Raw genomic sequence first — 24,091 nt, forward strand, 5'->3', positions numbered from 1 at the left:
TTGGGGATTTGCAAAGAATTTTTGGTGAGAGATCAGCGTAGTAAAAAATCAGTTGGGAAAGGGAATCTTTTCCTGGAGGTAGATGGTGAAATGATCCTTGATTTGTGTTATTTGTGCCGGTGCTAGGTCGTATCAATCAAACTCACAGGGCTAGTGTTATGCTTATTTTACGAGAGGGTCCAATGAAAACGGCTTGACTTTTTTCACTGAGTCTAGTAGATTTGTGTTAATATCAACAATCTGTGATGGAAAGAGTAAACAGTTGGCAGGTTTTTCAGAGAGAGGGAACATGGCTGGAAGTCCCTTACCCCGACTGGCGAAAGACATTCCGGAGATGAACGCGTGCAAAGCCGTTCCGTTTTGAGTACGTTACACTCGAAAGGAAGATCGCGCCAATCATGTAAGGCAGATCCTCGAAAACCAGGTGGTACCGCGTATGACTAGTCATCCGCCCTTGTGTCGAATATCGGCAGGAGGGCGGTTTTTTTTGTTGCTAAGGTAGGATAGAAATGCCACAAGTGAGCTTCTATTGGTCTAAGTCTAACGGTTTTTGACTTCACGAACTCGTGTCTTTCCAATCTTTTCAAATGGTTTTTGTCGCAGTTTCAATAAAAAAGGAGTTTTGATTATGAATTTTCAACGTCCAAAAGGTACCAATGATATTTTGCCAGGAGTTTCGGAAAAGTGGCAATTTATTGAAGAGACAGCTCGCTTGTTGTTTCGGGATTATCAATACCAAGAAATCCGCACGCCAATTTTTGAACACTATGAAGTAATTTCCCGGAGTGTCGGGGATACCACCGACATCGTGTCTAAGGAAATGTATGATTTTTATGACAAAGGCGAACGTCATGTGACCTTGCGTCCAGAAGGCACTGCCCCAATCGTGCGGGCTTATGTCGAAAACAAACTTTACGGTCCAGAATTTCCAAAGCCTTACAAAATGTTTTACACTGGTCCGATGTTCCGCTACGAACGTCCCCAAAAAGGCCGTTTGCGTCAGTTCCATCAAATCGGGGTGGAAGCATTTGGCTCAGCAAATCCAGCGACGGACGTGGAGACCATGGCGATGGCTTTGGACTTTTTCAAACAATTGGGCATCCAACAAATTCGTCTGGTAATCAATTCATTAGGGGACAAAGAAACCCGTCAAGCGTATCGAGAAGCTTTGATTGCTTATTTGGAACCACATTTTGCTGAACTCAGTGAAGATTCCCAACGACGGCTACATGAAAATCCACTGCGAGTTCTCGATTCTAAGGACAAACGGGATAAACAATTTGTGGCTGAAGCGCCATCGATTTTGGATTACTTAAGCGAGGCCGCGAAAGTCCATTTTGAAGCAGTGAAGGAAATGCTGGATGCGCTGGAAATCAGCTATGAAGTCGATAGCAATATGGTCCGAGGGTTGGATTATTATACCCATACGATTTTCGAAATCATGAGTGATGCGCCTGGTATGGGAGCGCAAGCCACGATTTGTGCAGGAGGACGCTATGACCACTTAGTTGAAGAACTCGGTGGCGAACCGACACCGGCTTTTGGTTTTGCGATGGGGGTTGAGCGGATTTTGCTAACCTTGGAATCAGAAGAAGTCGTCTTGCCAGCGTTGAACGAATTGGATGCCTATGTGGTCAGCCTTGGGGAAGAAACCAATGTGGCTGCTTTGAAAGTCGTTCAGGCGATTCGTAACTTCGGCTTTTCTGCTGATCGAGACGTGATGGGACGCAAAGCCAAAGCCCAGTTTAAATCTGCTGATAAAGCTGGTGCTAAGCTAGTCTTGACCATCGGTGGCAATGAATTGGAACAAGGAATCATCAACGTCAAAGGGATGGCAAGTCGTCAGGAAAAAGCCTTCTCGTTGACCGATATCTATGAACACTTTGACGATGTCTATGATGAAATGACGATGATGATGATGGATTCAGAAGACTAAAAAAATAAGCACTTTGCTAGAGTCACGACTAGCTTATTACAATACAAATGGGGGAAATGAACATGGCAAAACGGACAGTTTACTGCGGTTTAGTATCAGAAGCACAAGTGGATCAAACCGTTACTTTGAAAGGTTGGGTACAAAAGCGCCGGGATTTAGGTGGCGTAATCTTTATTGATTTGCGAGACCGGGAAGGAATCGTGCAAGTCGTCTTTAATCCTGAAAAAGATCGCGAAGCATGGGAAATTGCCGACAAATGTCGTAGCGAATTTGTCATTGAAGTGACTGGTATCGTGGAACACCGGGCGCCTGAAGCAGTCAATCCGAAAATGGCTACCGGTGCTTTTGAAATCATGGCTACTGATATCACGATTTTGAACCGGGCCAAGACACCGCCATTTGCAATCGAAGACGATCAAATGATCAGTGATGAAACCCGTTTGAAAAACCGTGTGATGGACTTGCGTCGGCCTAAGATGACCCAAAACTTGATCATGCGTCACAAGATCACCCATGCCGTTCGTAATTATTTGGATGACTTGGGTTTCTTGGATATCGAAACGCCTTATTTGGGCAAATCCACTCCAGAAGGTGCGCGGGATTACTTGGTGCCATCACGGGTACACCCTGGTCATTTCTATGCTTTACCGCAATCACCACAAATCTTTAAGCAATTGTTGATGTCAGCTGGCTTTGACCGTTACTACCAAGTAGCCCGTTGTTTCCGAGATGAAGATTTGCGAGGGGACCGCCAACCAGAATTCACTCAAATTGATATGGAAATGAGTTTCTTGGACATGGCCGAAATCCAAGAAATTACAGAAGGCTTGATTGCCAAAGTCATGAAAGAGGTCAAGGGCATCGACGTTACCTTGCCTTTCCCACGTATGACTTATGATGATGCCATGGCTCGCTACGGTTCTGACAAACCTGACACGCGTTTTGCGATGGAGTTAATCGACATTTCTGATGTGGTAAAAGATGTGGACTTTAAGGTCTTCCAAATGGCTTTGGATCAAGGAGGCGTCGTCAAAGCTCTAAATGCTAAGGGCGCTGCCAGCAAGTATTCCCGTAAAGACATGGATAACTTAGGGAAATATGTCGGTCAATTTGGGGCGAAAGGTTTGGCTTGGTTGAAAGTCGAAGAAGAAGGCTTAAAAGGGCCTATCGCGAAATTCTTTGGTGACAAACAAGATGCAATCATCGCAGCCACCGATGCTGAAGTTGGCGACTTGCTGATGTTTGGAGCGGACAACTATGCCGTTGTCTCCGCTGCATTAGGAGCTGTTCGTTCGAAGCTTGGAAAAGAGTTAGGTTTGATTGACGAAAGTAAATTCAACTACCTGTGGATCACCGACTGGCCACAGTTTGAATATAGCGAAGAAGAAGGTCGCTATGTCTCAGCCCACCATCCATTTACCATGCCAAAAGCCGAAGATGTCGAATTGTTAGCTACCGCACCAGAAAAAGTATATGCAGAAGCCTACGATATCGTATTAAATGGTTATGAACTAGGTGGCGGTTCCTTGCGTATTCATACACGGGAACTACAAGAGCAGATGTTCCGCACTTTGGGCTTTAGCGATGAAGCCATGGAAGAACAATTTGGTTTCTTGTTGGAGGCTTTGGATTATGGTTTCCCACCACTGGGAGGGATTGCTATCGGTTTGGATCGCTTCGTTATGCTATTGGCTGGTGAAGATAATATTCGTGAAGTCATCGCCTTTCCTAAAAACGGGAAAGCGATGGATCCGATGACGGAAGCGCCAAGCACCGTATCGCCATTACAATTGTTCGAATTGAGTATTGATGTGACCAAAGTAGAAGAATAATCTTTTCTTTTGAAAATAAAAAGTATATATATGTAATTAATGATTGATTTCGTCCAACTTCTGAGTGCCAAAATACGGCATCAAGAAGTTGGGCTTTTTTTGAGGCGAGTGTCGCAAGCACATTAGTTGGTTTCGCGAAAATTGCTTTAATGAAATTTGCCTGTGATAAAACTCGATGCGCGACTTTTGCGCTAGAAATGATGGCTTTAGCGGAGTGGCATTTGCCGGTCCAGCTATCGCCAGACAATGAAGCCAAAGCCTACCCTTCCCACAAAACAATAAAAATAGTCGGAAGCTAAAAGCTGTTTATCTATCATTTTTATAAGGCGCTCGGCTTCTCCTTTTGTTTTTGTCACTTTCCCCTTATAATTGAACTGTGTCTGGGAAGGGAAACTGCTAAATGTAGCCAAACTTTTGTTAGTGACGCAAGTAAGAGTGAAATGAGGATGCTCAATTATCATGGATAAACTGTTCAAATTGTTCCCCCACGCAGACTATGCCCAGAAATTTTCCTACTCGGTAGTCTACGCCATCTTGGCCTCGATTGGTGTCAATTTTTTCTATCAGCCAGGTCAGATTTATTCGTCGGGGATTACCGGGGTAGCGCAAATTTTGACCACCTTGTCAGAAGATTTGATTGGGGTGCACGTTCCGGTCTCTGCGACCTTATTATTATTGAATTTGCCATTATTTTTACTCGGCTGGTTTAAAATCGGCCACAAGTTTACGATTTTTACAGGGATTACGGTCGTCTTGACGTCATTATTTATGCAAATCATGCCGGAAGAGACCTTGACCACGGACCCGATTATCTGCGCCATTTTTGGTGGAGCCATCATGGGTGCTGGGGTTGGGTACACATTGAAAAGTGGGTTATCCTCCGGGGGACTGGATTTTGTCAGTATTGCCATTCGCAAAAAAACTGGCAAAACGATTGGCTCGATTTCGATTACTTTTAATTTGCTGATTATGATTGCGGCGGGTCTTTTATTTGGTTGGAAATATGCTTTGTATAGTGCTATCGCGATTTTTGTCTCTGGTAAAGTCACCGATGCCGTCTATACGAAACAAAAGAAGATGCAAGTCATCATTATCACGCGCCACCCGGAAAAAGTAATTCACAATATCCAAAAAAAATTGCGGCGGGGGATTACGATTATCAACGAAGCAGAAGGAGCCTACAAACATGACAAGCAAACCGTGCTGTTGACAGTAGTCACCCGTTTTGAATTGCCGATGTTGCGGGAGGCGATGAAGTCAGCTGATCCTCACGCTTTTGTCAGTATCGCGGATAATGTCCAGATTTTGGGCCGTTTTTACGAAGAAGATTTTTGATCTTGGTGCTTGGTTACCCCTAATTTTATATAGAAAAGTTGGAATTGATTATGGAAGCAAAACGACTGAAAAAAAGTCGCTACATCACCGGTCTCGATGGCGTGCGGACGCTGGCGGTGGTGGGCGTCATCTTATATCATTTGATGCCAGATAAAATGCGAGGGGGTTACCTCGGCGTGCCGTTATTTTTTGCCATCTCAGGCTATTTGATTACCGATCATTTACGGCAAGAGTGGGAACAAGAAGGCCGCATTTCTTTAAAGCAATTTTATCTACGGCGCTTGAAACGATTGTATCCCCCACTAGTATTTTTCTTTTTGACCACCATTACTTATATCACCTTGTTCCAGCGAAATTTGCTAAACAATTTAAAAGGTGTGGTCATCTCGACTTTGGGTTATTTTAACAACTGGTGGCAAATCAATCAGGGCTTGAGTTATTTTGAACGTTACAGCAATCCCTCACCTTTTACCCATGTTTGGTACTTATCGGTGGAGGCCCAAAACTACTTGATTTGGCCATTGCTCTTTATTTTATTGATGCTACTAGTGAAAAAACGCCGGCCTATCTTTCTGATCGTCTTTGTAGCCGCTTTGGCATCGGCGATCTGGATGGCAGTCCAATACGTTCCGGGGGCTGATCCGACTAGGGTCTATTACGGTACCGATACACGGATTTTTTCCATTTGGCTCGGGAGTGCAGCGGCCTTCATTTGGCCTTCAAACCGGCTACGGGCAAAAATTCCCCAACAAGCCAAGCGCATCCTTAATGGGGTGGGGCTGGCCAGCTTAGGTATTCTGATTCTAGCTTTCTTTAAATTGGATGCCAACTACACCTTTATCTACTGGGGCGGGATGTTTTTACTCTCAATCGTGGCGGTCCTTTTGATCATGGTGGTCGTTCACCCAGGGGCAAGCCTTGACAAATGGCTGACTAATCCCGTGTTTGCTTATATCGGTAAGCGGAGTTATGGGATTTACCTTTACCAATATCCGGTGATGATTTTTTATGAATCCAAGGTTAAAAATATTTCCAACAATCTGTGGCTGCATACGGTAATTGAGCTTTTGTTGATCATGATTTGTGCAGAGCTATCCTATCAGTTAGTGGATAAGCGCATGAAAAACTTCGACTATTCTAAAACTTGGCAAACTGTCAAAGGCTGGTTTACCCCACCGATTTTCTCTAAGCAAAAACCCTTTTTGCTTCCCGGCTTAGTGCTGGTGCTGGTTTCGGTGGTGGGCTTTGTCATCGCGCCTACCAACCATGTCACAGCCGAACAGCAGCGGATGCAAGAGCAAATCTTGAAAAATCGTGAAATCGCGGAGGCTTCCAAGAAAAAAGCCAAAGAAGAAGCCAGCAAGACGACAGATTCCACCGCTACTTCGGAAGAGACGACTGATTCGAGTGATAAGGAAGCAGCAGCCAAGTCTGAAGCGCAGCTGAAACAAGTCGCCACAAACTATGACTTGAGCCTCGAGGAAGTCAAAAGTGCCGAGAAGCTCCAGTTTACAGCTTTTGGGGATTCTGTCATGTTAGGGGCCGCACAGGGCTTGAAAGATGTCTTTCCCAATGCTGTCGTAGATGCAGATATCAGTCGCCAAATCTGGAATAGTTCGGATCTGATTGAATCTTTGGCAAAACAAGACCTGTTGTACGATCCGGTCTTAATCGGTTTAGGGACCAACGGCGACTTTAGTGATGCGCAGTTTGACAGCTTTATCAAACTCTTCGGAAACCGCCAAGTGTATTGGGTCAATGTCCATGCCCCATCTTTGCGGCTACAAAATGTCGTCAATGATCACTTGAATGAAATGGCTCAAAAATACGGTAACTTGACCATCATTGATTGGCACACCTATGCATCCAATGGGAGTGCAGATTGGTTCTATGAGGACGGGATTCACGTGACACCTAAGGGCTTGATTGCCTATGTGAAATTGATCAGTGAAGCGTTGAATAAATAGGACATGCTAATGAAAACGCGACTGAAGGCCTCTGGTGGCTGTCAGTCGCGTTTTTTGTGATAAAGAACTTATAAAAATTAAGTTCCAAAAAGCTTGATGGTTCAGTAATTAAGTGGCTTATCATGCCGATATTTTGATGCCGAAAAAGGTGAAATTGAGCGGCCTAGGAATTGGGTTGACGGTTGCTAGACCGGCAAAAGCCAAACGAAAAATCTGTTTGCCTTTTTCCCGGCCGGCTTGCTCTGCTTTTTAACCAGCGAGATGAGGTAGTAAAGCGAATCAATCGATTGTCGATAAAACACCGTACTTATAATTCTTTCAGTAAAATCAAATCATTCTGGCAGTCAGCACCTAATAGAAAGGAATGCTGAGAGACTTGGTGAAAGCCCAGTTTTTGGTAAAAGGCTTTGGCATTCTCGTTGTGTTCCCAGACGCCTAGCCAAACGGCAGACTTGCCCAAGGTGCGGGCTTGTTGCAGGGCAAATTCCAGCATTTTCCGCCCCAATCCTTGTTTTTGAAAAGCTTGGCGCAAGTAGATACGTTCGATTTCAAGGCTGTTATTTGCAATCGTTTCTGTTTGAGCCGCCGCGACATTGAGTTTTAGATAGCCGGCAATTTCAGCCGTCTCTGACTCTATCAGCAAATAAAAAGTACTTCCTGGCGTGGTGATCTCATGTGTCAATTTTTCATCTGTGTAGGCTTGGCTCAAATAAGCTTGCATATTTTCTGGTGTATTTTGAGCGGCAAAGGTCGCTGTAAACGTCTCAATGCCAACTTTTTTTAAAATTTTCAGATCCGCCATGTCACAAGGGCGGATGTTCACGTTTGTCAAAAGGATAACCTCCTAAGTTAATCGTTAGTCGTATTCAAAATGCTTCATCCAAAGTGGCAATGCCTCACTAATTTCAGTAGGTAGCACCACGTAACGGCTCTCTGCTAGGTTGTCAGCAATCAAACTATGGAGATAGACGGCCGCGGCAATGGTTTTACCGTTTTTGGGAAACTGGGCTAGAAAAGCGGTGATGATGCCAGCCAACGTATCCCCGGTGCCACCTGTTGCCATCGCTGGTGTACCATGAGGATTGCGGGCACAAAAACCATCTGCCGCAAAAATCGTGGTCCGATGACTTTTGGCAATCACGGTAGCCCCCAACTCTTTAGTGAAGGCCTTGGTGGCTCGACTTGTTTGCTGGGTGATGGGGATGCCGCTGAGACGCTGCCACTCCATCTGATGGGGAGTGAAAACCACCGTTTCAGGAAAGCGTAATAGCTGGCGGAGTTTTATCAAATTTCCCCCGGCGGCTTCCGCTAAGATGGTGATGGCGGAACCATCGATTACTAGCCATTGGTCAGGTTGACGTTTTTGCAAAACGAAGGCCAAAAGCTTCCGGACTCTTTCCGAATCGCCTAAACCAGGCCCAATCAAAAGAACATCAGCAGTTTCGATGACGGATTCGGTTAGGGCAAAGTCTAGCCAGTCCACAGCCATCGCTTCAGGGCGTCTGGTGTGGAGGGGGCCGTGGTTTTCTTTAGCTGTCACCACTGTCGTCAGACCGGCTCCCGCTTGGACACAGGCCTCAGCCGCCATCAAAATCGCCCCCCCGTATTGGCGGGCGCCACCGATTAGGACGCAGCGGCCATAATTGCCCTTGTGGCTGTCAGCGGGGCGAGGGGTAATGACTTGATGTAAGATGGCATCCGTTAGTTGTTCCACCTGAGCTTCCTCCTTGATCGCGTTTTTTTTATTATACCACGGAGAGGAGCAGCAACTTTGTAAAAGAGCTGACGGAATGATTCAGTTCGGTGTCATTTTCGCCAAAACAGTGGTATCATTGATAACGGGAAAACACATAAATGGAGGGAATTTCATGACCATTGATTGGAAAAAAGAAGTAGAAGCACGCAAAGATGACATGCTGAAGGACTTAGTTGAGTTATTGAAAGTTCGCAGTGATCGGGAAGACGACAAAGCGACTCCTGATGCACCATTTGGCCCAGGACCAAAAAATGCGTTGATCCACATGTTGGGCTACGGCGAACGGGACGGTTTTATTACTAAAAACGTCGACAATTATGCCGGTCATATCGAATACGGTGAAGGGGATGAAACTCTTGGTCTCTTCTGCCATATGGACGTCGTACCTGCTGGCGACGGCTGGGATACCGATCCTTATGAACCAGTGATTAAAGACAACAAGATTTATGCTCGTGGCTCCTCTGATGACAAAGGCCCAAGTATCGCTGCTTACTATGGCTTGAAAATCATCAAAGAATTGGGCTTGCCTCTTTCAAAAAGAATCCGTATCGTTGTGGGTACCGATGAAGAATCTGGTTGGGGAGATATGGATTATTACTTCCAACATGAAGAAAAACCTGACTTTGGTTTTTCACCAGATGCTGAATTCCCAATTATCAATGGGGAAAAAGGCAACGTGACCCTGCGCTTGCATTTTGAAGCAACCAACGCTGGCGATTTTGAATTGGTAAGCTTTGACTCCGGTTTACGTGTGAACATGGTTCCTGGCAATGCCGATGCAGTGATTCGTCTCGCTGGGGATATCAGCGTGGAGGACTTATCAGCTGCTTATACGGATTATCTTGCAGCTAACAATTTGACTGGTGAATTAGTCGGAGAAGGCGATCTAGTTAAAATCAACTTGATCGGTAAGAGTGCACACGGAGCAAGTCCCTTCGCCGGTGTCAATGCTGGAACCTACTTGGCGGCTTTCTTAAACCAATACCCATTTGGCGGCGGAGCAAAAGGCTTCTTGGATAGTGCAGCGACTTACGTACACTTGGATCATTACGGTGAAAAACTCGGCGTGGCTCACGAAGATCCACGTATGGGTAAATTGACGATGAATGCTGGGTTATTGAAATTCGGCGCTGATTTGGACGACAATTTCATCACCTTGAACTTCCGTTACCCAACTGGTGTGACTGCTGACGGTATGGTGAAAGACATCGCCGCAACTGTTGCGGACACTGGTGCTACTGTTGATCGGGAAGAACGGGATGCCGCTCCTCACTACGTACCGATGGATGATCCATTGGTGGCTAACTTGCTAGCTGTTTACGAAGAACACACAGGCGAAAAAGGCTACGAACAAGTAATCGGTGGCGGGACATTTGGTCGTTTGTTAGAACGCGGCGTAGCTTATGGGGCAATGTTCCCAGGCTATACGGACACGATGCACCAAGCCAATGAATTTATGAGTTTGGATGATTTGTACAGATCTGCAGTCATCTATGCCGATGCGATTTATCGTTTGGCAAAATAAAGCTAATAGAAAACGCCTCTCGGAAATCATTTCTGAGGGGCGTTTTTGCATGCTTTCGTGCTTAGTTAGTAGAGACTTTCGGAAAAGTGAGTCCTTTAGATGAAAAAAATCAGCCACATCCGTAGCTGATCCAATCTAATTGAGTATTATTCTTTCAAACGTTGAATATCCAAAACAGTGCCGGTCTTGGCGTCGGCTAAAAATTCGTAGCTCACGAGCTTGCCATCTTCCAAGCGGGTGATGCCGCCGGTGTATCCTTCTGAATGGACGGCAAATTTTCGTAAGGGTTGTTTTTCAAAGTTAATCCAGGAACCTTCAATCGGGCCTTCCTTTAAAAAGGCACCTTTGACGGTATTGAGGACAGCGTCGGCACTCAAGCGTTGACGCTTTTTAACCCATAAGGTAGAAGCGACACCGCCAACTAGCCCGACCCCCAGACCCAGTACTAGTCCGCCTTTGAACAAGCTTAGTTGATTTTCATTTTCCACAGTGACTTCCTCCTTTTTCTCGGTCCAATGATGCTTTCGTCATTTTAAGAGCTGCCAGATACTAACTAAATACAGAACGATTTATGACTAGTACAATTTTACCATATAATCGACAAAAGATGACATCTTACATACTCATTTAGGGTGGGTTTGAGGTATAATGAAACACGTAAATTCGAAAAGCTCCGGCTATTTCATCAGAAAGAAGGAATCGTTTTCCATGGAAGAAAGAACGTATCAACGAATCAAGACGTTAACCGAAATGCAGGCAACTTCTGGCTTTGAAGGCCCCATCCGCGAATATATGCGCAAAGAAATGACCCCCCTTGTGGATGAAATCCAACAAGATGGCTTAGGCGGGATTTTTGGAATTCGTCATCATGAAGCTGCCGATGCACCACGAATCATGGTGGCGGCTCATATGGATGAAGTAGGCTTTATGTTGACCGATATTACCCCGCGAGGTTTGTTCAAGGTCGTACCATTGGGGGGCTGGAATCCTTACGTGGTTTCTGCACAACGGTTTACCTTAATCACCGCTACTGGCAAAAACTACCCAGTGATCTCTGCATCGGTGCCACCACATTTGTTACGGGGCACTGGCGGGGGACAAGCCAATGTCACCGTGGATAGTATCTTATTTGATGCTGGTTTTGATTCCAAAGAAGAAGCTCTGGAGTTTGGCGTCCGTCCAGGGGATACCATCGTACCGGCAGTGGAAACCATTAAAACTGCAAATGGTAAAAATATCATCTCAAAAGCTTGGGACAACCGCTATGGCTGTACGGTAGTTCTGGAAGCCTTGGAAGCTTTGAAAGAAGAAAAACTAGGCCATACCTTGATTGCAGGGGCCAATGTTCAAGAAGAAGTCGGTTTGCGCGGCTCAAAAGTCTCGACTACGAAATTCAAACCGGATCTGTTCTTTGCAGTGGACTGCTCAGCGGCAGACGACCAAACCACTACAACTGGGACATTTGGTCATTTAGGCGAAGGGACCTTGATGCGTATTTATGATCCTGGTTTGATCATGTTGCCGCGTTTGCGAGAATACCTGTTGGATACGGCAGAAACCAATCATATTCCTTACCAATACTTTGTTTCCAAAGGTGGTACAGATGCTGGTGCCGCTCACACTTCCAATGAAGGAATTCCAAGTACCGTCATCGGCGTATGCGGACGCTACATCCACACCCATCAAACAATGTTTAGTATCGCTGATTTCGATGCGGCACGGGAAATGTTGATCCAAACTTTGAAAGGCTTGGATAAAGCTACTGTGGATACCATCGTCAAAGGTTAAGGAAGACAAAAACTCTGACAGGAATGCTGTCAGAGTTTTTTTGAAGAGTGGCTGTTGGGGGAAAAGAACACTCGATTGATAGGATGTGGGGAGCGTATGGTAAGCCACAACCCGATTTTTGAGAAATAACAAGCCCATTGGTTTTGTTAACCCGCACTTTTTGTCTCCTAGTTAAAAAGGTGTATAATTAAGGAAGAATATTGTAGAAAGTAGGCAAATAAATGATTATACCTAATAGTTTGGAAGAATTGGCAGGCTATGTCAAAAAAGGGCGGAACGTATTTTTCTTTACCGCTAGTTGGTGCGGGGATTGCCATTTTATCAAACCTTTTATGCCGGAGATTGCTGCTGATTTTCCGGAGTATACTTTTATCGAAGTTGATCGGGACAAGTTTATCGATGTGGCTGCAGAATGGAGCATTTTTGGGATTCCTAGTTTTGTGGTTACCGATGAAGGGCAAGAACTTGGTCGTTTGGTAAACAAGGACCGAAAAACTAAAGAAGAAATCGAAACCTTTTTGAAGAGTTTACCCGCGCAAGCCTAGGTTTATCCAGTGAGTTTTGCGGAGGAATGGTTGCTCCGTTATGAAGGAATCAAAAAAGGAGGGAACAAGATGGAATCACAAGAATATAAAAATATTTTAGTTGGTGTCGATGGTTCGGATCAAGCACAGCAAGCCTTTGTCAAAGCAATCGAGGTAGCGCGCCGAAACAATGGGAAAGTCTATGTTGCCAACGTGGTTCAACAACAAATTACCCCGATGCTGGGCTACGGGGAAATCAACCAAAGTATCATGGATCAAGAAACGGAAAGTGCTAAGGAGTTGCTCGAGACTTGCAAAACCTATGCCCGCGAACATGATTTTACCAATATTGAAGGCATTCTCACTTATGGCTCTGCTAAACAAGCGATGGCCCGGGATTTGCCTAAAAAATACCACATTGATTTAGTCATGGTGGGACAATCCGGATTAAATGCTGTGGAACGTTTTATGACGGGAAGCTTGGCAAGCTATGTCATTCGTCAAGCACCTTGTGATGTGTTAGTGGTGTCAGAAGAAGCGTAATACGGCCGATCTACCTTTGGCCTAGCGGGAATTCATCCTGTTTTTCGAATCCCAGCTGTGACCGTGAGCTTTTTTAAAGAAAGCTTACGGTTTTTTTTGAGCTAGCTGAGCTCCCTTAGCCTTTCTTAAGGCCGACAGATCGCAAATCTGAGGTTACTGGTAGCTAATGATAGCCCTCCATCTCAGCCATGAGACGGATTAAAAAAATATTTTTGACGTGAAGTTTGGCACCGTTTCTGATATGATACAAGTTGTGTGTTTTTACAAAACCGTTATTAGGAGGTCATCATTTTGATCTATTCATACAATCCCCAACAAGTAGGTGACACGCTACTTGTGATTGCTGCTGACGACAAAGGATTGGAACAAAGCGTCGAACGTAAATTTAATATCGCTGTTATCAAAAATAGTGAAGGGACGTTGGTCGGGTTAAATTTCTTCCAGCTTTCAGACTTTATGACGTTAGCAGGAAAAGGACAAGTTTATCCAACTGAAGCTCAAATTCAATTGCTTAACCAACAATTACAGCTTTCTGGTTTCCATGATATTCAATTGCCAACAACCGAAGCGCCTAAATTTGTGGTTGGCTATGTCAAAACTTGCATCGAACATCCCGACAGTGACCACCTCCACATCACTGAAACGGAAGTGGACAATGGCGAAGTCCTCCAAATCGTTTGTGGTGCCGCCAATATTGCTGCCGGCCAAAAAGTGGTAGTAGCAAAACCGGGGGCTATGATGCCAGATGGGATGCTAATCTGGCCTGGCGTCCTTCGTGGAGTGGAAAGTTATGGAATGATTTGCTCCGCTAGAGAACTTCATTTGCCTAATGCCCCTGAGAAAAAAGGCATCCTCGTCTTACCAGAAGATGCCGTCGTGGGTGAAGCATTTGCAGTAGGCTCAGCAAATTAATTTGCTAGACTTAGAAAAGAAGAGAGCAGCTCTTGATTTTTAAAATCAGAGCTGCTCTTTTATTGAAAAAAATCACCCCCTAGCCTCTCGCAATATTCTGCAGTAGGCTAGGGGGTGTCCTGTTAGTTGATTAGTTGTTGCCTTGGTTATTGCTGTTGCTGTTGTTGTCTTTATTTAAGACGGTGCTATCGATGGTTAAATCGATTTTGGCTGTCTCTTCTTTGTCACCGCGGTAGTAAGTCACCGTGATGCTATCACCGACTTTCTTGGTGTAAAGGACAGACTGTAAATCAGTGGTGCTGGTGATTTCCTTGTCATCGACTTTGGTAATGACGTCGTATTGTTTCAAACCAGCTTTTTCTGCTGGCGTCGCAGGGGAGACTTGGGTAATGACGACCCCACTCTTGACGCTAGTTGGTACGCCGAGAATTTGTTCTTGTTGTTGAGAAGTAACAGAAGATAGATCAACCATGTAAATTCCTAGCGCTGGACGAGTCACTTTCCCGTCAGCTTCTAGTTGATTGATGATGGTTACCACATCGTTACTAGGAATCGCAAAGCCCATCCCCTCAACAGAAATATCGGAACTTTCTGTTTGCGTGGTGGCGATTTTACTTGAGTTAATCCCGATGACTTGTCCGCCAGCATTGATTAATGGACCACCAGAGTTCCCAGGGTTAATCGCTGCATCTGTTTGAATGGCACTGATATTGACACCAGTTGAGGTATCAGCAATTGGTCGGTTCACGGAAGAAATAATCCCAGAAGTCACCGAGTTTGCGTATTGCGAACCTAATGGCGAACCAATAGCAATCGCTGGTTCACCGACTTTCAAGGCATCCGAATCACCAAATGTTGCGACTTCATCTACATCTTTGGAAGAAATCCGGATGACAGCTAAGTCAGTCACCGCGTCCGTGCCTAGTAATTCACCAGAAATTTTTGTGCCATCATTCATAACGACTTCCAACCCATTGGAGCCATCGACTACGTGGTTGTTGGTCACGACATAAGCATAGTCGCCATCTTTTTTGTAGATGACACCAGAGCCTTCACTGGCTTCCACTAAGTCACTGTTATCACTGCTGTCAGAGCCTTGGGTATCTTCATCTTGCGCTTGTCCAAAAAGATCTCCCCAAGGATTGTTACTGGATTGTTGTTGCTTTTGTAAGTTGATGACGGAAACAACTGCGCCTTGGACTTTTTCCACGGCCTTCGTGATATCTGAGTCCACATCCACCTTCACATTAGAGACTTGCGTTTGTTTGCTGTTGTTCGTATTGCTAGTGGTGCTATTGTTGGATGTTGGTGCAAGCGCCGAACCATTTGCTAAATAGAAGCCTCCGATTACCAAAAAGCCACCGACAACTCCACCAAGTAAACCTGTTAAGAAGCGTTTGCCTGTACCTTTAGTTTTTTTACGTTGTTCCATGATGTATCCTCCTCAATATAGGTCATTCACTTTGTGTTGCATCTTACCTGTCATTCATAGCTGAGACGGAGTAATTGAATGATTGCTCTAGTTCTAGTATAGTCTCAACCTCTGCCTTTAGTCTAACGGGAGACTTTGAAAAAAATATGAACGAACCATGCTGAAAAAAATAGTGATTCATGAAAAATTAAATAGCCGTTTCCCAATTTAGACCAAATTTGTGAATGAAATACGCGAGTTCTGTTTTAAAACAACATTTCCGTTACAAAGTAGCAAAAGCTGGGGAAAACTATCCACAGATTTATCCACACCCTGTGTAAAATGTGTATAAATCTGTGGAGAACTATTGTTCGTATCCAAAAGCCTAATTTTACCGACCTGAAAAATCCAGCTAGAATTCTAGCGATCCTGCAAATGTGGATAAAAACTGTGGTAAACTCATAGATAGTTATCAACAAGTTGAGGAGAACTTCCTCGTAGAAAGGAAAGGCACATGAATATCAAAATCATTTCTGTCGGTAAACTTAAAGAAAAATACCTCGTTCAAGGGATCAATGAATATGTCAAACGCCTCGGTGCTTATGCAAAGATCCAACTAGTAGAAGTTCCCGACGAGAAAGCGCCTGAAAATCTTAGTGATGCCCAAATGATGCAAGTCAAAGAAAAAGAAGGCGACCGCATCTTAGCCAAAATCAAAGAGGGGGAATACGTCTATGCGCTAGCCATCGAAGGCCAAAATCCCTCTAGCGAAGACTTTGCCCATCAAATCGATCAGCTAGGTATCCAAGGAAAAAGTCAACTGGTTTTTGTGATTGGGGGCTCGCTTGGTTTGAGCCCAGCCGTAATAAAACGAAGTAACAGCCAAATCAGTTTTGGCAAAATGACGTATCCCCACCAATTGATGCGTTTAATCTTGGTGGAACAGATTTACCGGGCAATGCGAATCAATCATGGGGAACCGTATCATAAATGATGCGGTTTTTGAGGTTTCCAATAAAAACAATCGAAAAATAATGTAGCGATTAAGCTAAACAGTTCCAAACAAATGAACAAGAGCGACAGAGAAGTGTATCTAAAAGTTTTAAAAAGATGGACAGTTACTATTCAAGAGAATCAAATCACTTTAACACTAAACTTAAAGTATAACTTTCTATTGTGTAATTATGAAAGGAGATTTCAAAATGGTACAACATCCAAGTTAGCAAATTATGTCTCAATTGATTAAACGTCAGTGGAATCTACATTCAATTCAAGCAGCCGTCGTGAATTCTAAAGGTGAAATCTTTTCGATTGGTGAAACTACTGTAGCAGACGATCATGATCCAACTGCTCATGCAGAAGTGAATGCCATTCGAAAAGCCTGTCAGCAACTTGGCACTAGTGAGCTGCCTAAAGAGTATTGGTTATACTCTACATTTGAACCGTGTCCGCTTTGTAGTTCCGCGGCAGTATGGGCTGGAGTTGAGGGTATTGTCTTCGCTAATAACTCAAATTTCAGAGGAAAGGAACAAAACTGGTCTTTTATTTCGTGTAGGGAAGTATTGGAAGCAGGTGCATACATACATGAGGTTAAATTAGTTTCAGATTTCATGATTGATGATATAAAAGGGTACTTTACTCGTCACGATGAATAGGAGCCATTCGTATTGAAATTGTGTATATTTGTAGAAAATTAGACAAACAAATATCTATTATCTCTATAAACTGCAATCCTACATCTATTTGTGGGATTGCGGCTTTATTTTTGGAGGGATAGCTATGTTTGAAAAAAGTGAACAACGCTTTTTAACATTATTCATCAAGGAAGGAGTGCTCCTAGAACTTCAACTATATGAATGGTGGTTGAAAGACCGGTCTTAAATAACAGCTAGCTTAGAGCCTGAATTGTTTGTAATTCAATTTAAGAAGAGGTAATCAACGAGGACGAAAACAGGGGAATAACTAATTAGATGCCACACAGAGAGCTAGACACACTATGTTTTTTATTCGTAAGTTTTTTATTTGTTCACCAAATTCCATGAAGAGCTCCTTTCTATCGATTGACTTGATTATAGGTAGGTGGGGCTTTTTTTCCTAGCAAGTATTGCTTGCATGGGGATAAAAGTAAGGAAAGGATTGCTTTCTGGATAGTATACTGGTTAACTAAGGGGTTTGCCAGTATCAATCATTTTGACTAGATTAGAAGGAGACGTACGGAGGATTTACTTAAGGGATTCTAAAAGGGCTTATCATGTGGGATGGGATTAGTTATACTTAGGGAGTTACTGGGAAAAGCCCACGATAGAAATACACAACTGATACATGAACCAAGGGCGATGAAAATGAATAATAATGATCGCTTGCTGCGATTGCGTTATGCAATCGATCTCAAGGATAGTGATATGATCAAAGCTTTTGAGTTAGGTGGCCTTACGCTGACAGGAGAGGAAGCGCGGGCTATGTTGACAAAAACGCAAGATAAGTGGGTAGACCATGCCGAAAGTAATGTGTATGAAAAAGCAGTCAACAATCAGATGCTGGATGCTTTCTTAAATGGGTTGATCTTATTGGCGCGGGGGCCGCAAAAAGAGCATTCGGTAGAGAAAACACCGCCACAAAATAAGGAAATCAAATATATCAACAATGTCTTACTCAAGAAATTAAAAATTGCCCTCACGATGACGACCGAAGACATCTTGGCTATTTTTGCAGAGGTGGAACTTTTTCCATCAAAAAGTGAAATTGGGGCTTTTTTACGTAAGGAAGGTCAGCGAAATTTCAAACCTTGTGGCGATAAATATATGCGGAATTTTCTTAAAGGGCTGGGGTTGTATAATCGGCGTGTGAATTCGTAATACTCGTGAAAAGGTAAGCCTGGGCTCTAGTTCTGATTGCTAATATGAGTAAAAGTTTTTCATCAAAAAAACCAACTATTGATATTCAGATAGAAAGAGTGGTTTAGTTACACTTATGGGTATGAGCGTCGTTACGACATTACTGACTTATCAATTTGTTGGCGTCATTTTTTGACGAAAACCAGTTAGTGGGAGAGAATAGATGCCTGAAGTGGACAAAGTAGATTAGCAACAACTCTTTTTCGGAAAGGCAAAGATTAGGTGAGTGGGATGCAAGCGTATTTTTTAGGGATTGATGTGGGCTCCACAGCGGTGAAAATAGCCATCATTAGTGAAGGGGTTAGTTTGTACCAAAATAGTGGCAAATTGCTGACCTATCATGGAGAAAATGGTGCTAAGTATCAACAAGCTTCTGAAGTCCTTCAGGTAGTCGAGCAACTTATTTTGGAGTTGCCGGCTGATTTGCGTAAAAAAGTGAAGGCAATTGGCTTTAGCGTGGCGATGCATAGCCTGATGCCGTTGGTGGCGGGTCAGTTTCAGGAACTTTTCCTCTGGTCCGATCAACAAGCGACTTCGGTGTTAAGCCAGTTACCTCAAGAGATGAGAGAAACCTTTTATCTGCACAGCGGTACCCCGATTCACCCCATGTCGCCTTTTGCGAAAATTTTATATTTCCAGCAAAGAATGAGTTACCCCTCTGGGACTAGCTGGTGGGGCTTAAAAGAACTGCTGATGGTTCATTTTACGGGTAAGGTGGCGATCGATGTGGCGACAGCTTCGGCTACGGGGCTGTGTTCACTAGCGACGGGAGATTGGGATGATGATATCTTGCATTATTTAGGAGTTTCTCGCCAGCAGCTCGCCCCCATTGTCCCCGTGAATCAAAAATTTACCCTCACGAAAGATTGTCAAAGACGATATGGATTGGGAGCAGATGTGGCTGTCTTTTGTGGTGGCAGTGATGGTTGTCTAGCGGCGTATGCCGGTTTGGCCACGACGGGTCTTGCTAATAGTTTGACAATCGGAACTAGCGGCGCATTACGTGCCATTGGTTCGGAAGTTAAGTTAGATAGTTTACGACAAAATTTTTGTTACCGCCTGACGGAGACTCTTGTTGTCACTGGCGGCCCTTCAAACAATGGTGGCAATGTACTGGCTTGGGCAAGCCAGATTTTTGGCGAGGCAACGAATTTTTATGACGAATTACCTACCGTCCTAGCAACTACTGAGATTGGCGCAAACGGCGTGAAATTCTACCCGTTTTTGAGTGGTGAGCGGGCACCATATTGGAATGCACAACTCACAGGGGGCTTTCAAAATTTACGGATTACCACGAAGCGACGGGAGCTGATTCGTAGTGTGTTGGAAGGGCTGCTGTTAAATCTTCGTAGTTTAAAACCAGCGATTATCGGAAATGGCCCGGTAAGTTTCAGCGGTGGTTTTTTTGAAACGCCAGAACTGGCCCAACTGGCAGTGGATATTCTCGGCAATCCAGCTGTTTTGTCTAAGGAAAACGAACCTATTTTTGGCCTGTACGCCTTGCTTTTTGGTGAGAAAAGTACCGCTGCAGCACCAAATTCGCAGCAGCTGATTGTTCCAAATCCAGTGGCGCAGCAAGCTTATGAACGCCTCCACCGGGATTACTTTGCAGATCTTGAGGGCTAGGTTAGATGATGAATGCTCGCTCGCAATCTATTTGACAAGTCCTTTTCGATATGATAAAAATGAGAACGTACAAATGAATAAGGGAATGAGTGTCTCCCTTGGATTATCCAAAACTGCCCAAACAGCTGATGACTTCTACAAATCGTCTATTTGTAGAACCCTCAGCTTTTTTTATTGACTAAGGTATTGTAAAAATATCTGATTTTACGGACTAGCTTAGTTACGATAGTGGGTTTGACTGACGCCAAGAGGGAAAGTCTGGCTGGCCGCTGTGATTTTAGGCGAAAGCAATCCTTGATAAAGGACGGTTGGTTGCTTACATCTTAATTTTCGGAAACGAAACGGGTTTGCTGGGGCTATCTAATTGGAAAAAGCGAGACTCATTCACGCATTAGAGAGGAAAAAAATGATGAATTTAAGTGGGATTGAAAAAAAAAAAATCAAAGAGCAAGTGATCCTCTGGGGGTTAGTCGTTCTTGTGGCGACCTTGATGGGGGTGGTTTCCCATCTGTTACTTTTAGCGCTACATACAGCGACCGACTTTCGTGAGAATCACAACTACTTATTACTAGTGTTGCCTTTGATCGGGGTACTGACAGCTTTTGTCTATCAAAATTTTGGGCAAGGCTCGCAAAAAGGCAATAACTTGATTATTGAGAGTACCCAAAAAGAAATTCATGTCCCTTTTCGTATGGGGATTTTCACCTTTATCTTTACCATCTTGACGCATTTATTTGGTGGTTCGGCTGGTCGTGAAGGTTCGGCAGTCCAAATCGGTGGGGTGCTAGCCAATCAAGCAGGAAAACGCGTGGGTTTGCCTTTTGACATGCGTAAGAAATTGATTCACGCAGGAGTTAGTGCTGGCTTTGCGTCGATTTTTGGCACACCTTTAGCTGGCGCCTTTTTTGGGATGGAAATCGTCTATATTGGAAAAATGGAGCGCTCTTCTTTGATTTACTGTTTTTTCGCCGCTTATTTTTCCAATTTTATTGCGAAAAGTTTAGGAACGACTCATGATTTGCACCAGATTGTGGACATGCCGACAGTCAGCGTTAAGGTCATCGTCGTGGTATGCCTTGCAGCGGTTTTGTTTGGAATCTTTGGCTTTTTATTCTCCTTTGTGGTTTCCGCATTGAAGCAATTTTATCAAGCCAAAATCAGTAATTATTTAGTTCGCGGGTTTGTCAGCGCCGCAATTTTTGTTGCTTTGATCCTGCTGTTTGCTGGTCAAAAGTATGAAGGCCTGAGTTTGAACATCATGGATGAGGCTTTCCTGGGAAAATCAACCTTTTTAGATCCGGTATTAAAGTTGCTGTATACAGGGTTGACTTTGGGCGCAGGCTTTCAAGGGGGAGAAGTGACACCTTTGTTTGATATTGGCTCCAGTTTGGGCAGTAGTATTGGTACGTGGCTAGGGATCTCGCCGTCTTTCTTAGCAGCTTTGGGACTGATTTCAGTCTTCGGTTGTGCCGCCAATGCGCCGATTACTACGATTATGTTGGGCATCGATTTGTTTGGCGTCCAAGCCTTGCCTTATTATGCCATCGCTTCATTTATCAGCTATAGCGTGACTGGTCATCATGGCATTTATGGGTCACAAACAGTCAGCGTTCCTAAACACGTCTTCTTGCAAGACCATGTGGGGTATCGGCTGAGTGAAATCAAAGAAAAGAAAAATTAGCATGAAGCGACAGATATAGGGTTTATCAGAGCAATCCGCTTAGAATAAAAATCACACCTACTTCACTGGTTATTAATCAGAGAAATAGGTGTGATTCTTTTTTATGAAGACTAGCTATTGGATAATTTTTGAATTAGCTTATTCAGCTAATTCACTTTGTCTCTCGGCTTCTAACGCTTGATGGTCACAAATTTTAAAGAATGGCCAGTATGCGACGATGGAAATCACTAATTGGATAAGTTGCCAAACTGGTGCTCGCCAGTCACCACCGGTAATTAAGAAACCATTAATCAGGGTTGGTGTGGTCCATGGTACTTGAGCTACCACCATGCCAATCAAACCAGCTTTCATAAGGAAATAAGTAATTCCTTGTAAAATCATTGGGACAGCAATAAAAGGAATCATCAAGGTTGGATTTAAGACTACTGGGAAACCAAACATGATTGGTTCACTGATTTGGAAAACGGCTGGCACCAAACCTAACCGACCTAATTGTTTGTATTGTTTGCTTTTTGCAAAGACCATACAGATGACTAAGCCTAAAATCGCACCTGTTCCACCGATATTCATCCCAAAGTTTAAGAAACCATCCGCAGTGATGTGAGTTGGTGTTTTCCCAGCTGCGACATCGTTAATGTTACTCGTTAAAAATTGGAGATAAACAGGGGAAGCAACGGCACCAAGAATATTGTTTCCGTGGATACCAAGAGTCCAGAGTAACAAAGTCAAGAAGAGCATGAATTCCATACCCCAGAAGCTATTCAAGCCAAAGACAAGTGGTGAGAAGATTGCTTGGATGACATCATTGATTTGAATATTAAGAACCACTCGAATCAGCCAGAAGAACAAGAGGGCAGCTGATCCGGGAATCAATGAAGCAAAGGAATTCGCAACAGCTGGTGGCACCGATTCAGGCATTTTGATGACGATGTTACGTTTGATGAAAAAGCGCATAATTTCACTTGAGATAATAGCAACAATAATAGCAGTAAACATACCTCCAGAACCTAAAGTAGAAGGATCAATCGCGAAATCTTTATTTAACATACATAATAAGAAAGCGATGGCGCCGACAGCGGTTCCAGTTAATGGGTCGATTTTATTGGCTTTGGCTGATTGATAGCTCATACCGATGGCTACGATGAGTGCCAAAATGCCAAAGGTTACGTTAACAGGTGCCTGTAGAATTCCTTGAATTGGGGCTATAGTATCGTACCAACCATTAATTGGTAGATTCCCAATAATCATAAAGATACTACCGAAAACCGTAAATGGTACAGTGATAATCATACCGTCTCGTAGGGCTACCAAGTATTTCATGTTACTAATTTTAGCTAATGCAGGACTAAATTTGTTCATAAACCAATTGGACAACGTTTTCAACTTTATTTCCACCTTTCGATTTGTGTATTCACAATATCAAAATTCGATGGTATTGTAATCAAAGATATTTCTAACTAAATACCAGAATTTGAAGGTGATATTATGCGCTATAGTTTTAAAAATAAGGATCGTTCACTGCCAATCTATATTGATAGTATTGGCTACGATTGGGACCAAGAGGCGATCAATCGACCAAAAGGCTATCCGTATGTCCACTGGTTACAGACTCATGAAGGCCGCGGCATTGTCGAATTGAAAGATCGTAAAATTATTCTAGAAAAAGGGCAGGGAATCTTGATAAATCAAGAAGTTCCTCACCGCTATGAAAAAGATCCGAGTTCTACTTCATGGAAAACGTCTTATTTTACTTTTGGGGGTTCATTGATTAAAGAAATGACGATGGTGCTGGGAATTCAGCAATATCGCTATATTGATACACCAGATCAGGATTTGTTACGCTTTGTCGAACTAAATCGCCAGGAGTTTCAAAAACCATTGGTGGATAACTACCAATCTTCACTATTGGTTTATGGCTTTTTATTAAAGATTAAGAAATATCAAACTCACAATCCTAAGAATCAGGAGCTTAATGAACGAATCATTCAGCCCATCTTGTCACTAATTGAAACTGACTATATGAAAGAGTTAAGCAATGAAGATTTCACACAGGTGACCAATTACAGCGTTCAGTACATTCTCGAAGTGTTCAGGAAAATTCAAGGAAATTCACCCCACCAATTATTGACTAACCATCGCATCTTAAAGGCGAAAGAACTATTGCTGAATCATCCAGAATATTCGGTGGAAGAAATTGGCGAAATGGTGGGCTTTAATACCAACAGCTATTTTATTTCCACCTTTAAGCAAAGCGAATATGTGACTCCGGGCAAGTTTCGAAATCTGTATCATTAATCACATTCAATTTGTAGTATTTTCTTGTAAATATCCGTAATTACAAATCCGAAAACAGATGCTATG

20 protein-coding genes and 1 riboswitch are annotated in these 24,091 nt (G+C 43.6%); of the genes, 15 read left to right on the forward strand and 5 right to left on the reverse strand.

Annotation, left to right across the window (positions count from 1 at the left end; all coding sequences use genetic code 11):
- The first annotated feature begins 628 nt into the window (after positions 1 to 628).
- From hisS to ACO03U_RS04655, 4 genes are all read left to right on the forward strand, one after another.
- Positions 629 to 1,936 (forward strand): histidine--tRNA ligase, encoded by a 1,308-nt coding sequence (gene hisS, locus ACO03U_RS04640; protein WP_161870360.1) that lies wholly within the window; start codon positions 629 to 631, stop codon positions 1,934 to 1,936.
- A gap of 62 nt (positions 1,937 to 1,998) precedes the next feature.
- On the forward strand, positions 1,999 to 3,768 hold the full coding sequence (gene aspS, locus ACO03U_RS04645) for an aspartate--tRNA ligase (RefSeq protein ID WP_204685904.1): 1,770 nt from the start codon (positions 1,999 to 2,001) through the stop codon (positions 3,766 to 3,768).
- Positions 3,769 to 4,227: 459 nt separating this feature from the next.
- Positions 4,228 to 5,103, forward strand: coding sequence for a YitT family protein (locus tag ACO03U_RS04650; protein ID WP_161870358.1), 876 nt, complete (start codon positions 4,228 to 4,230; stop codon positions 5,101 to 5,103).
- 50 nt (positions 5,104 to 5,153) lie between these two features.
- Positions 5,154 to 7,070 carry an acyltransferase family protein gene (locus ACO03U_RS04655; protein WP_204685905.1) on the forward strand — a complete coding sequence of 639 codons (1,917 nt, stop codon included), beginning with the start codon at positions 5,154 to 5,156 and terminating at the stop codon, positions 7,068 to 7,070.
- A gap of 307 nt (positions 7,071 to 7,377) precedes the next feature.
- Here the strand turns inward: ACO03U_RS04655 and ACO03U_RS04660 are convergent, their stop codons facing one another.
- Together ACO03U_RS04660 and ACO03U_RS04665 are read right to left on the reverse strand one after the other, a co-directional pair.
- Positions 7,378 to 7,902, reverse strand: coding sequence for a GNAT family N-acetyltransferase (locus tag ACO03U_RS04660; RefSeq protein ID WP_423104406.1), 525 nt, complete (start codon positions 7,900 to 7,902; stop codon positions 7,378 to 7,380).
- Between the two features lie 24 nt (positions 7,903 to 7,926).
- Positions 7,927 to 8,784 (reverse strand): NAD(P)H-hydrate dehydratase, encoded by an 858-nt coding sequence (locus ACO03U_RS04665; protein ID WP_204685908.1) that lies wholly within the window; start codon positions 8,782 to 8,784, stop codon positions 7,927 to 7,929.
- 154 nt (positions 8,785 to 8,938) lie between these two features.
- On the opposite strand from ACO03U_RS04665, the gene pepV reads away from it, so the two are divergent.
- Complete coding sequence (gene pepV, locus ACO03U_RS04670; RefSeq protein WP_204685917.1) at positions 8,939 to 10,351, forward strand: dipeptidase PepV; 1,413 nt, start codon at positions 8,939 to 8,941, stop codon at positions 10,349 to 10,351.
- A 146-nt stretch (positions 10,352 to 10,497) separates the two neighbouring features.
- On the opposite strand, the gene ACO03U_RS04675 is transcribed toward pepV, so the two are convergent.
- Positions 10,498 to 10,839, reverse strand: a complete 342-nt coding sequence (locus ACO03U_RS04675; protein ID WP_161870353.1) for a hypothetical protein — start codon at positions 10,837 to 10,839, stop codon at positions 10,498 to 10,500.
- 220 nt (positions 10,840 to 11,059) lie between these two features.
- Between ACO03U_RS04675 and pepA the strand changes: the two genes are divergently transcribed.
- The 4 genes from pepA (at position 11,060) to ytpR (ending at position 14,118) form a co-directional block, all read left to right on the forward strand.
- Positions 11,060 to 12,139: a glutamyl aminopeptidase gene (gene pepA / locus ACO03U_RS04680; protein WP_204685919.1), complete on the forward strand. Its 1,080-nt coding sequence runs from the start codon at positions 11,060 to 11,062 to the stop codon at positions 12,137 to 12,139.
- A gap of 221 nt (positions 12,140 to 12,360) precedes the next feature.
- Positions 12,361 to 12,684 carry a thioredoxin family protein gene (locus tag ACO03U_RS04685; RefSeq protein WP_161870351.1) on the forward strand — a complete coding sequence of 108 codons (324 nt, stop codon included), beginning with the start codon at positions 12,361 to 12,363 and terminating at the stop codon, positions 12,682 to 12,684.
- Positions 12,685 to 12,753: 69 nt separating this feature from the next.
- Entirely contained in the window at positions 12,754 to 13,206 is a 453-nt protein-coding gene (locus ACO03U_RS04690) for a universal stress protein (protein ID WP_204685921.1), read from the forward strand.
- 291 nt (positions 13,207 to 13,497) lie between these two features.
- On the forward strand, positions 13,498 to 14,118 hold the full coding sequence (ytpR, locus tag ACO03U_RS04695; protein ID WP_204685923.1) for a YtpR family tRNA-binding protein: 621 nt from the start codon (positions 13,498 to 13,500) through the stop codon (positions 14,116 to 14,118).
- A 130-nt stretch (positions 14,119 to 14,248) separates the two neighbouring features.
- Here the strand turns inward: ytpR and ACO03U_RS04700 are convergent, their stop codons facing one another.
- Entirely contained in the window at positions 14,249 to 15,550 is a 1,302-nt protein-coding gene (locus ACO03U_RS04700; protein WP_204685925.1) for a S1C family serine protease, read from the reverse strand.
- A gap of 493 nt (positions 15,551 to 16,043) precedes the next feature.
- Here ACO03U_RS04700 and rlmH point away from each other — a divergent pair, with 493 nt between their 5' ends.
- The 5 genes from rlmH (at position 16,044) to ACO03U_RS04725 (ending at position 21,730) form a co-directional block, all read left to right on the forward strand.
- Complete coding sequence (gene rlmH / locus ACO03U_RS04705) at positions 16,044 to 16,523, forward strand: 23S rRNA (pseudouridine(1915)-N(3))-methyltransferase RlmH (protein WP_161870347.1); 480 nt, start codon at positions 16,044 to 16,046, stop codon at positions 16,521 to 16,523.
- A 235-nt stretch (positions 16,524 to 16,758) separates the two neighbouring features.
- On the forward strand, positions 16,759 to 17,184 hold the full coding sequence (locus ACO03U_RS04710) for a nucleoside deaminase (RefSeq protein WP_161870413.1): 426 nt from the start codon (positions 16,759 to 16,761) through the stop codon (positions 17,182 to 17,184).
- A 687-nt stretch (positions 17,185 to 17,871) separates the two neighbouring features.
- On the forward strand, positions 17,872 to 18,384 hold the full coding sequence (locus ACO03U_RS04715; protein ID WP_204685927.1) for a YehS family protein: 513 nt from the start codon (positions 17,872 to 17,874) through the stop codon (positions 18,382 to 18,384).
- 270 nt (positions 18,385 to 18,654) lie between these two features.
- Complete coding sequence (locus ACO03U_RS04720) at positions 18,655 to 20,049, forward strand: gluconokinase (protein WP_204685929.1); 1,395 nt, start codon at positions 18,655 to 18,657, stop codon at positions 20,047 to 20,049.
- Positions 20,050 to 20,121: 72 nt separating this feature from the next.
- Positions 20,122 to 20,194, forward strand: a riboswitch (Fluoride riboswitch).
- A gap of 261 nt (positions 20,195 to 20,455) precedes the next feature.
- The gene (locus tag ACO03U_RS04725) at positions 20,456 to 21,730 is read left to right on the forward strand and encodes a chloride channel protein (protein WP_423104407.1); all 1,275 of its coding nucleotides are present in this window, start codon (positions 20,456 to 20,458) and stop codon (positions 21,728 to 21,730) included.
- A 138-nt stretch (positions 21,731 to 21,868) separates the two neighbouring features.
- On the opposite strand, the gene ACO03U_RS04730 is transcribed toward ACO03U_RS04725, so the two are convergent.
- Entirely contained in the window at positions 21,869 to 23,113 is a 1,245-nt protein-coding gene (locus ACO03U_RS04730) for a PTS sugar transporter subunit IIC (protein ID WP_423104408.1), read from the reverse strand.
- 102 nt (positions 23,114 to 23,215) lie between these two features.
- Here ACO03U_RS04730 and ACO03U_RS04735 point away from each other — a divergent pair, with 102 nt between their 5' ends.
- The gene (locus tag ACO03U_RS04735) at positions 23,216 to 24,025 is read left to right on the forward strand and encodes a helix-turn-helix transcriptional regulator (RefSeq protein WP_161870340.1); all 810 of its coding nucleotides are present in this window, start codon (positions 23,216 to 23,218) and stop codon (positions 24,023 to 24,025) included.
- Positions 24,026 to 24,091 lie beyond the last annotated feature (66 nt).

Source organism: Enterococcus diestrammenae (assembly GCF_049384045.1).
Classification (GTDB): domain Bacteria; phylum Bacillota; class Bacilli; order Lactobacillales; family Enterococcaceae; genus Enterococcus_C; species Enterococcus_C diestrammenae.

What these genes read in the sequence shown, in the direction of transcription:
- hisS (WP_161870360.1), top strand. Translation starts at nt 629, where the DNA reads ATGAATTTTCAACGTCCAAAAGGTACCAATGATATTTTGCCAGGAGTT.
- aspS (WP_204685904.1), top strand. Translation starts at nt 1,999, where the DNA reads ATGGCAAAACGGACAGTTTACTGCGGTTTAGTATCAGAAGCACAAGTG.
- ACO03U_RS04650 (WP_161870358.1), top strand. Translation starts at nt 4,228, where the DNA reads ATGGATAAACTGTTCAAATTGTTCCCCCACGCAGACTATGCCCAGAAA.
- ACO03U_RS04655 (WP_204685905.1), top strand. Translation starts at nt 5,154, where the DNA reads ATGGAAGCAAAACGACTGAAAAAAAGTCGCTACATCACCGGTCTCGAT.
- pepV (WP_204685917.1), top strand. Translation starts at nt 8,939, where the DNA reads ATGACCATTGATTGGAAAAAAGAAGTAGAAGCACGCAAAGATGACATG.
- pepA (WP_204685919.1), top strand. Translation starts at nt 11,060, where the DNA reads ATGGAAGAAAGAACGTATCAACGAATCAAGACGTTAACCGAAATGCAG.
- ACO03U_RS04685 (WP_161870351.1), top strand. Translation starts at nt 12,361, where the DNA reads ATGATTATACCTAATAGTTTGGAAGAATTGGCAGGCTATGTCAAAAAA.
- ACO03U_RS04690 (WP_204685921.1), top strand. Translation starts at nt 12,754, where the DNA reads ATGGAATCACAAGAATATAAAAATATTTTAGTTGGTGTCGATGGTTCG.
- ACO03U_RS04700 (WP_204685925.1), bottom strand. Translation starts at nt 15,550, where the DNA reads ATGGAACAACGTAAAAAAACTAAAGGTACAGGCAAACGCTTCTTAACA.
- rlmH (WP_161870347.1), top strand. Translation starts at nt 16,044, where the DNA reads ATGAATATCAAAATCATTTCTGTCGGTAAACTTAAAGAAAAATACCTC.
- ACO03U_RS04710 (WP_161870413.1), top strand. Translation starts at nt 16,759, where the DNA reads ATGTCTCAATTGATTAAACGTCAGTGGAATCTACATTCAATTCAAGCA.
- ACO03U_RS04715 (WP_204685927.1), top strand. Translation starts at nt 17,872, where the DNA reads ATGAATAATAATGATCGCTTGCTGCGATTGCGTTATGCAATCGATCTC.
- ACO03U_RS04720 (WP_204685929.1), top strand. Translation starts at nt 18,655, where the DNA reads ATGCAAGCGTATTTTTTAGGGATTGATGTGGGCTCCACAGCGGTGAAA.
- ACO03U_RS04725 (WP_423104407.1), top strand. Translation starts at nt 20,456, where the DNA reads ATGATGAATTTAAGTGGGATTGAAAAAAAAAAAATCAAAGAGCAAGTG.
- ACO03U_RS04735 (WP_161870340.1), top strand. Translation starts at nt 23,216, where the DNA reads ATGCGCTATAGTTTTAAAAATAAGGATCGTTCACTGCCAATCTATATT.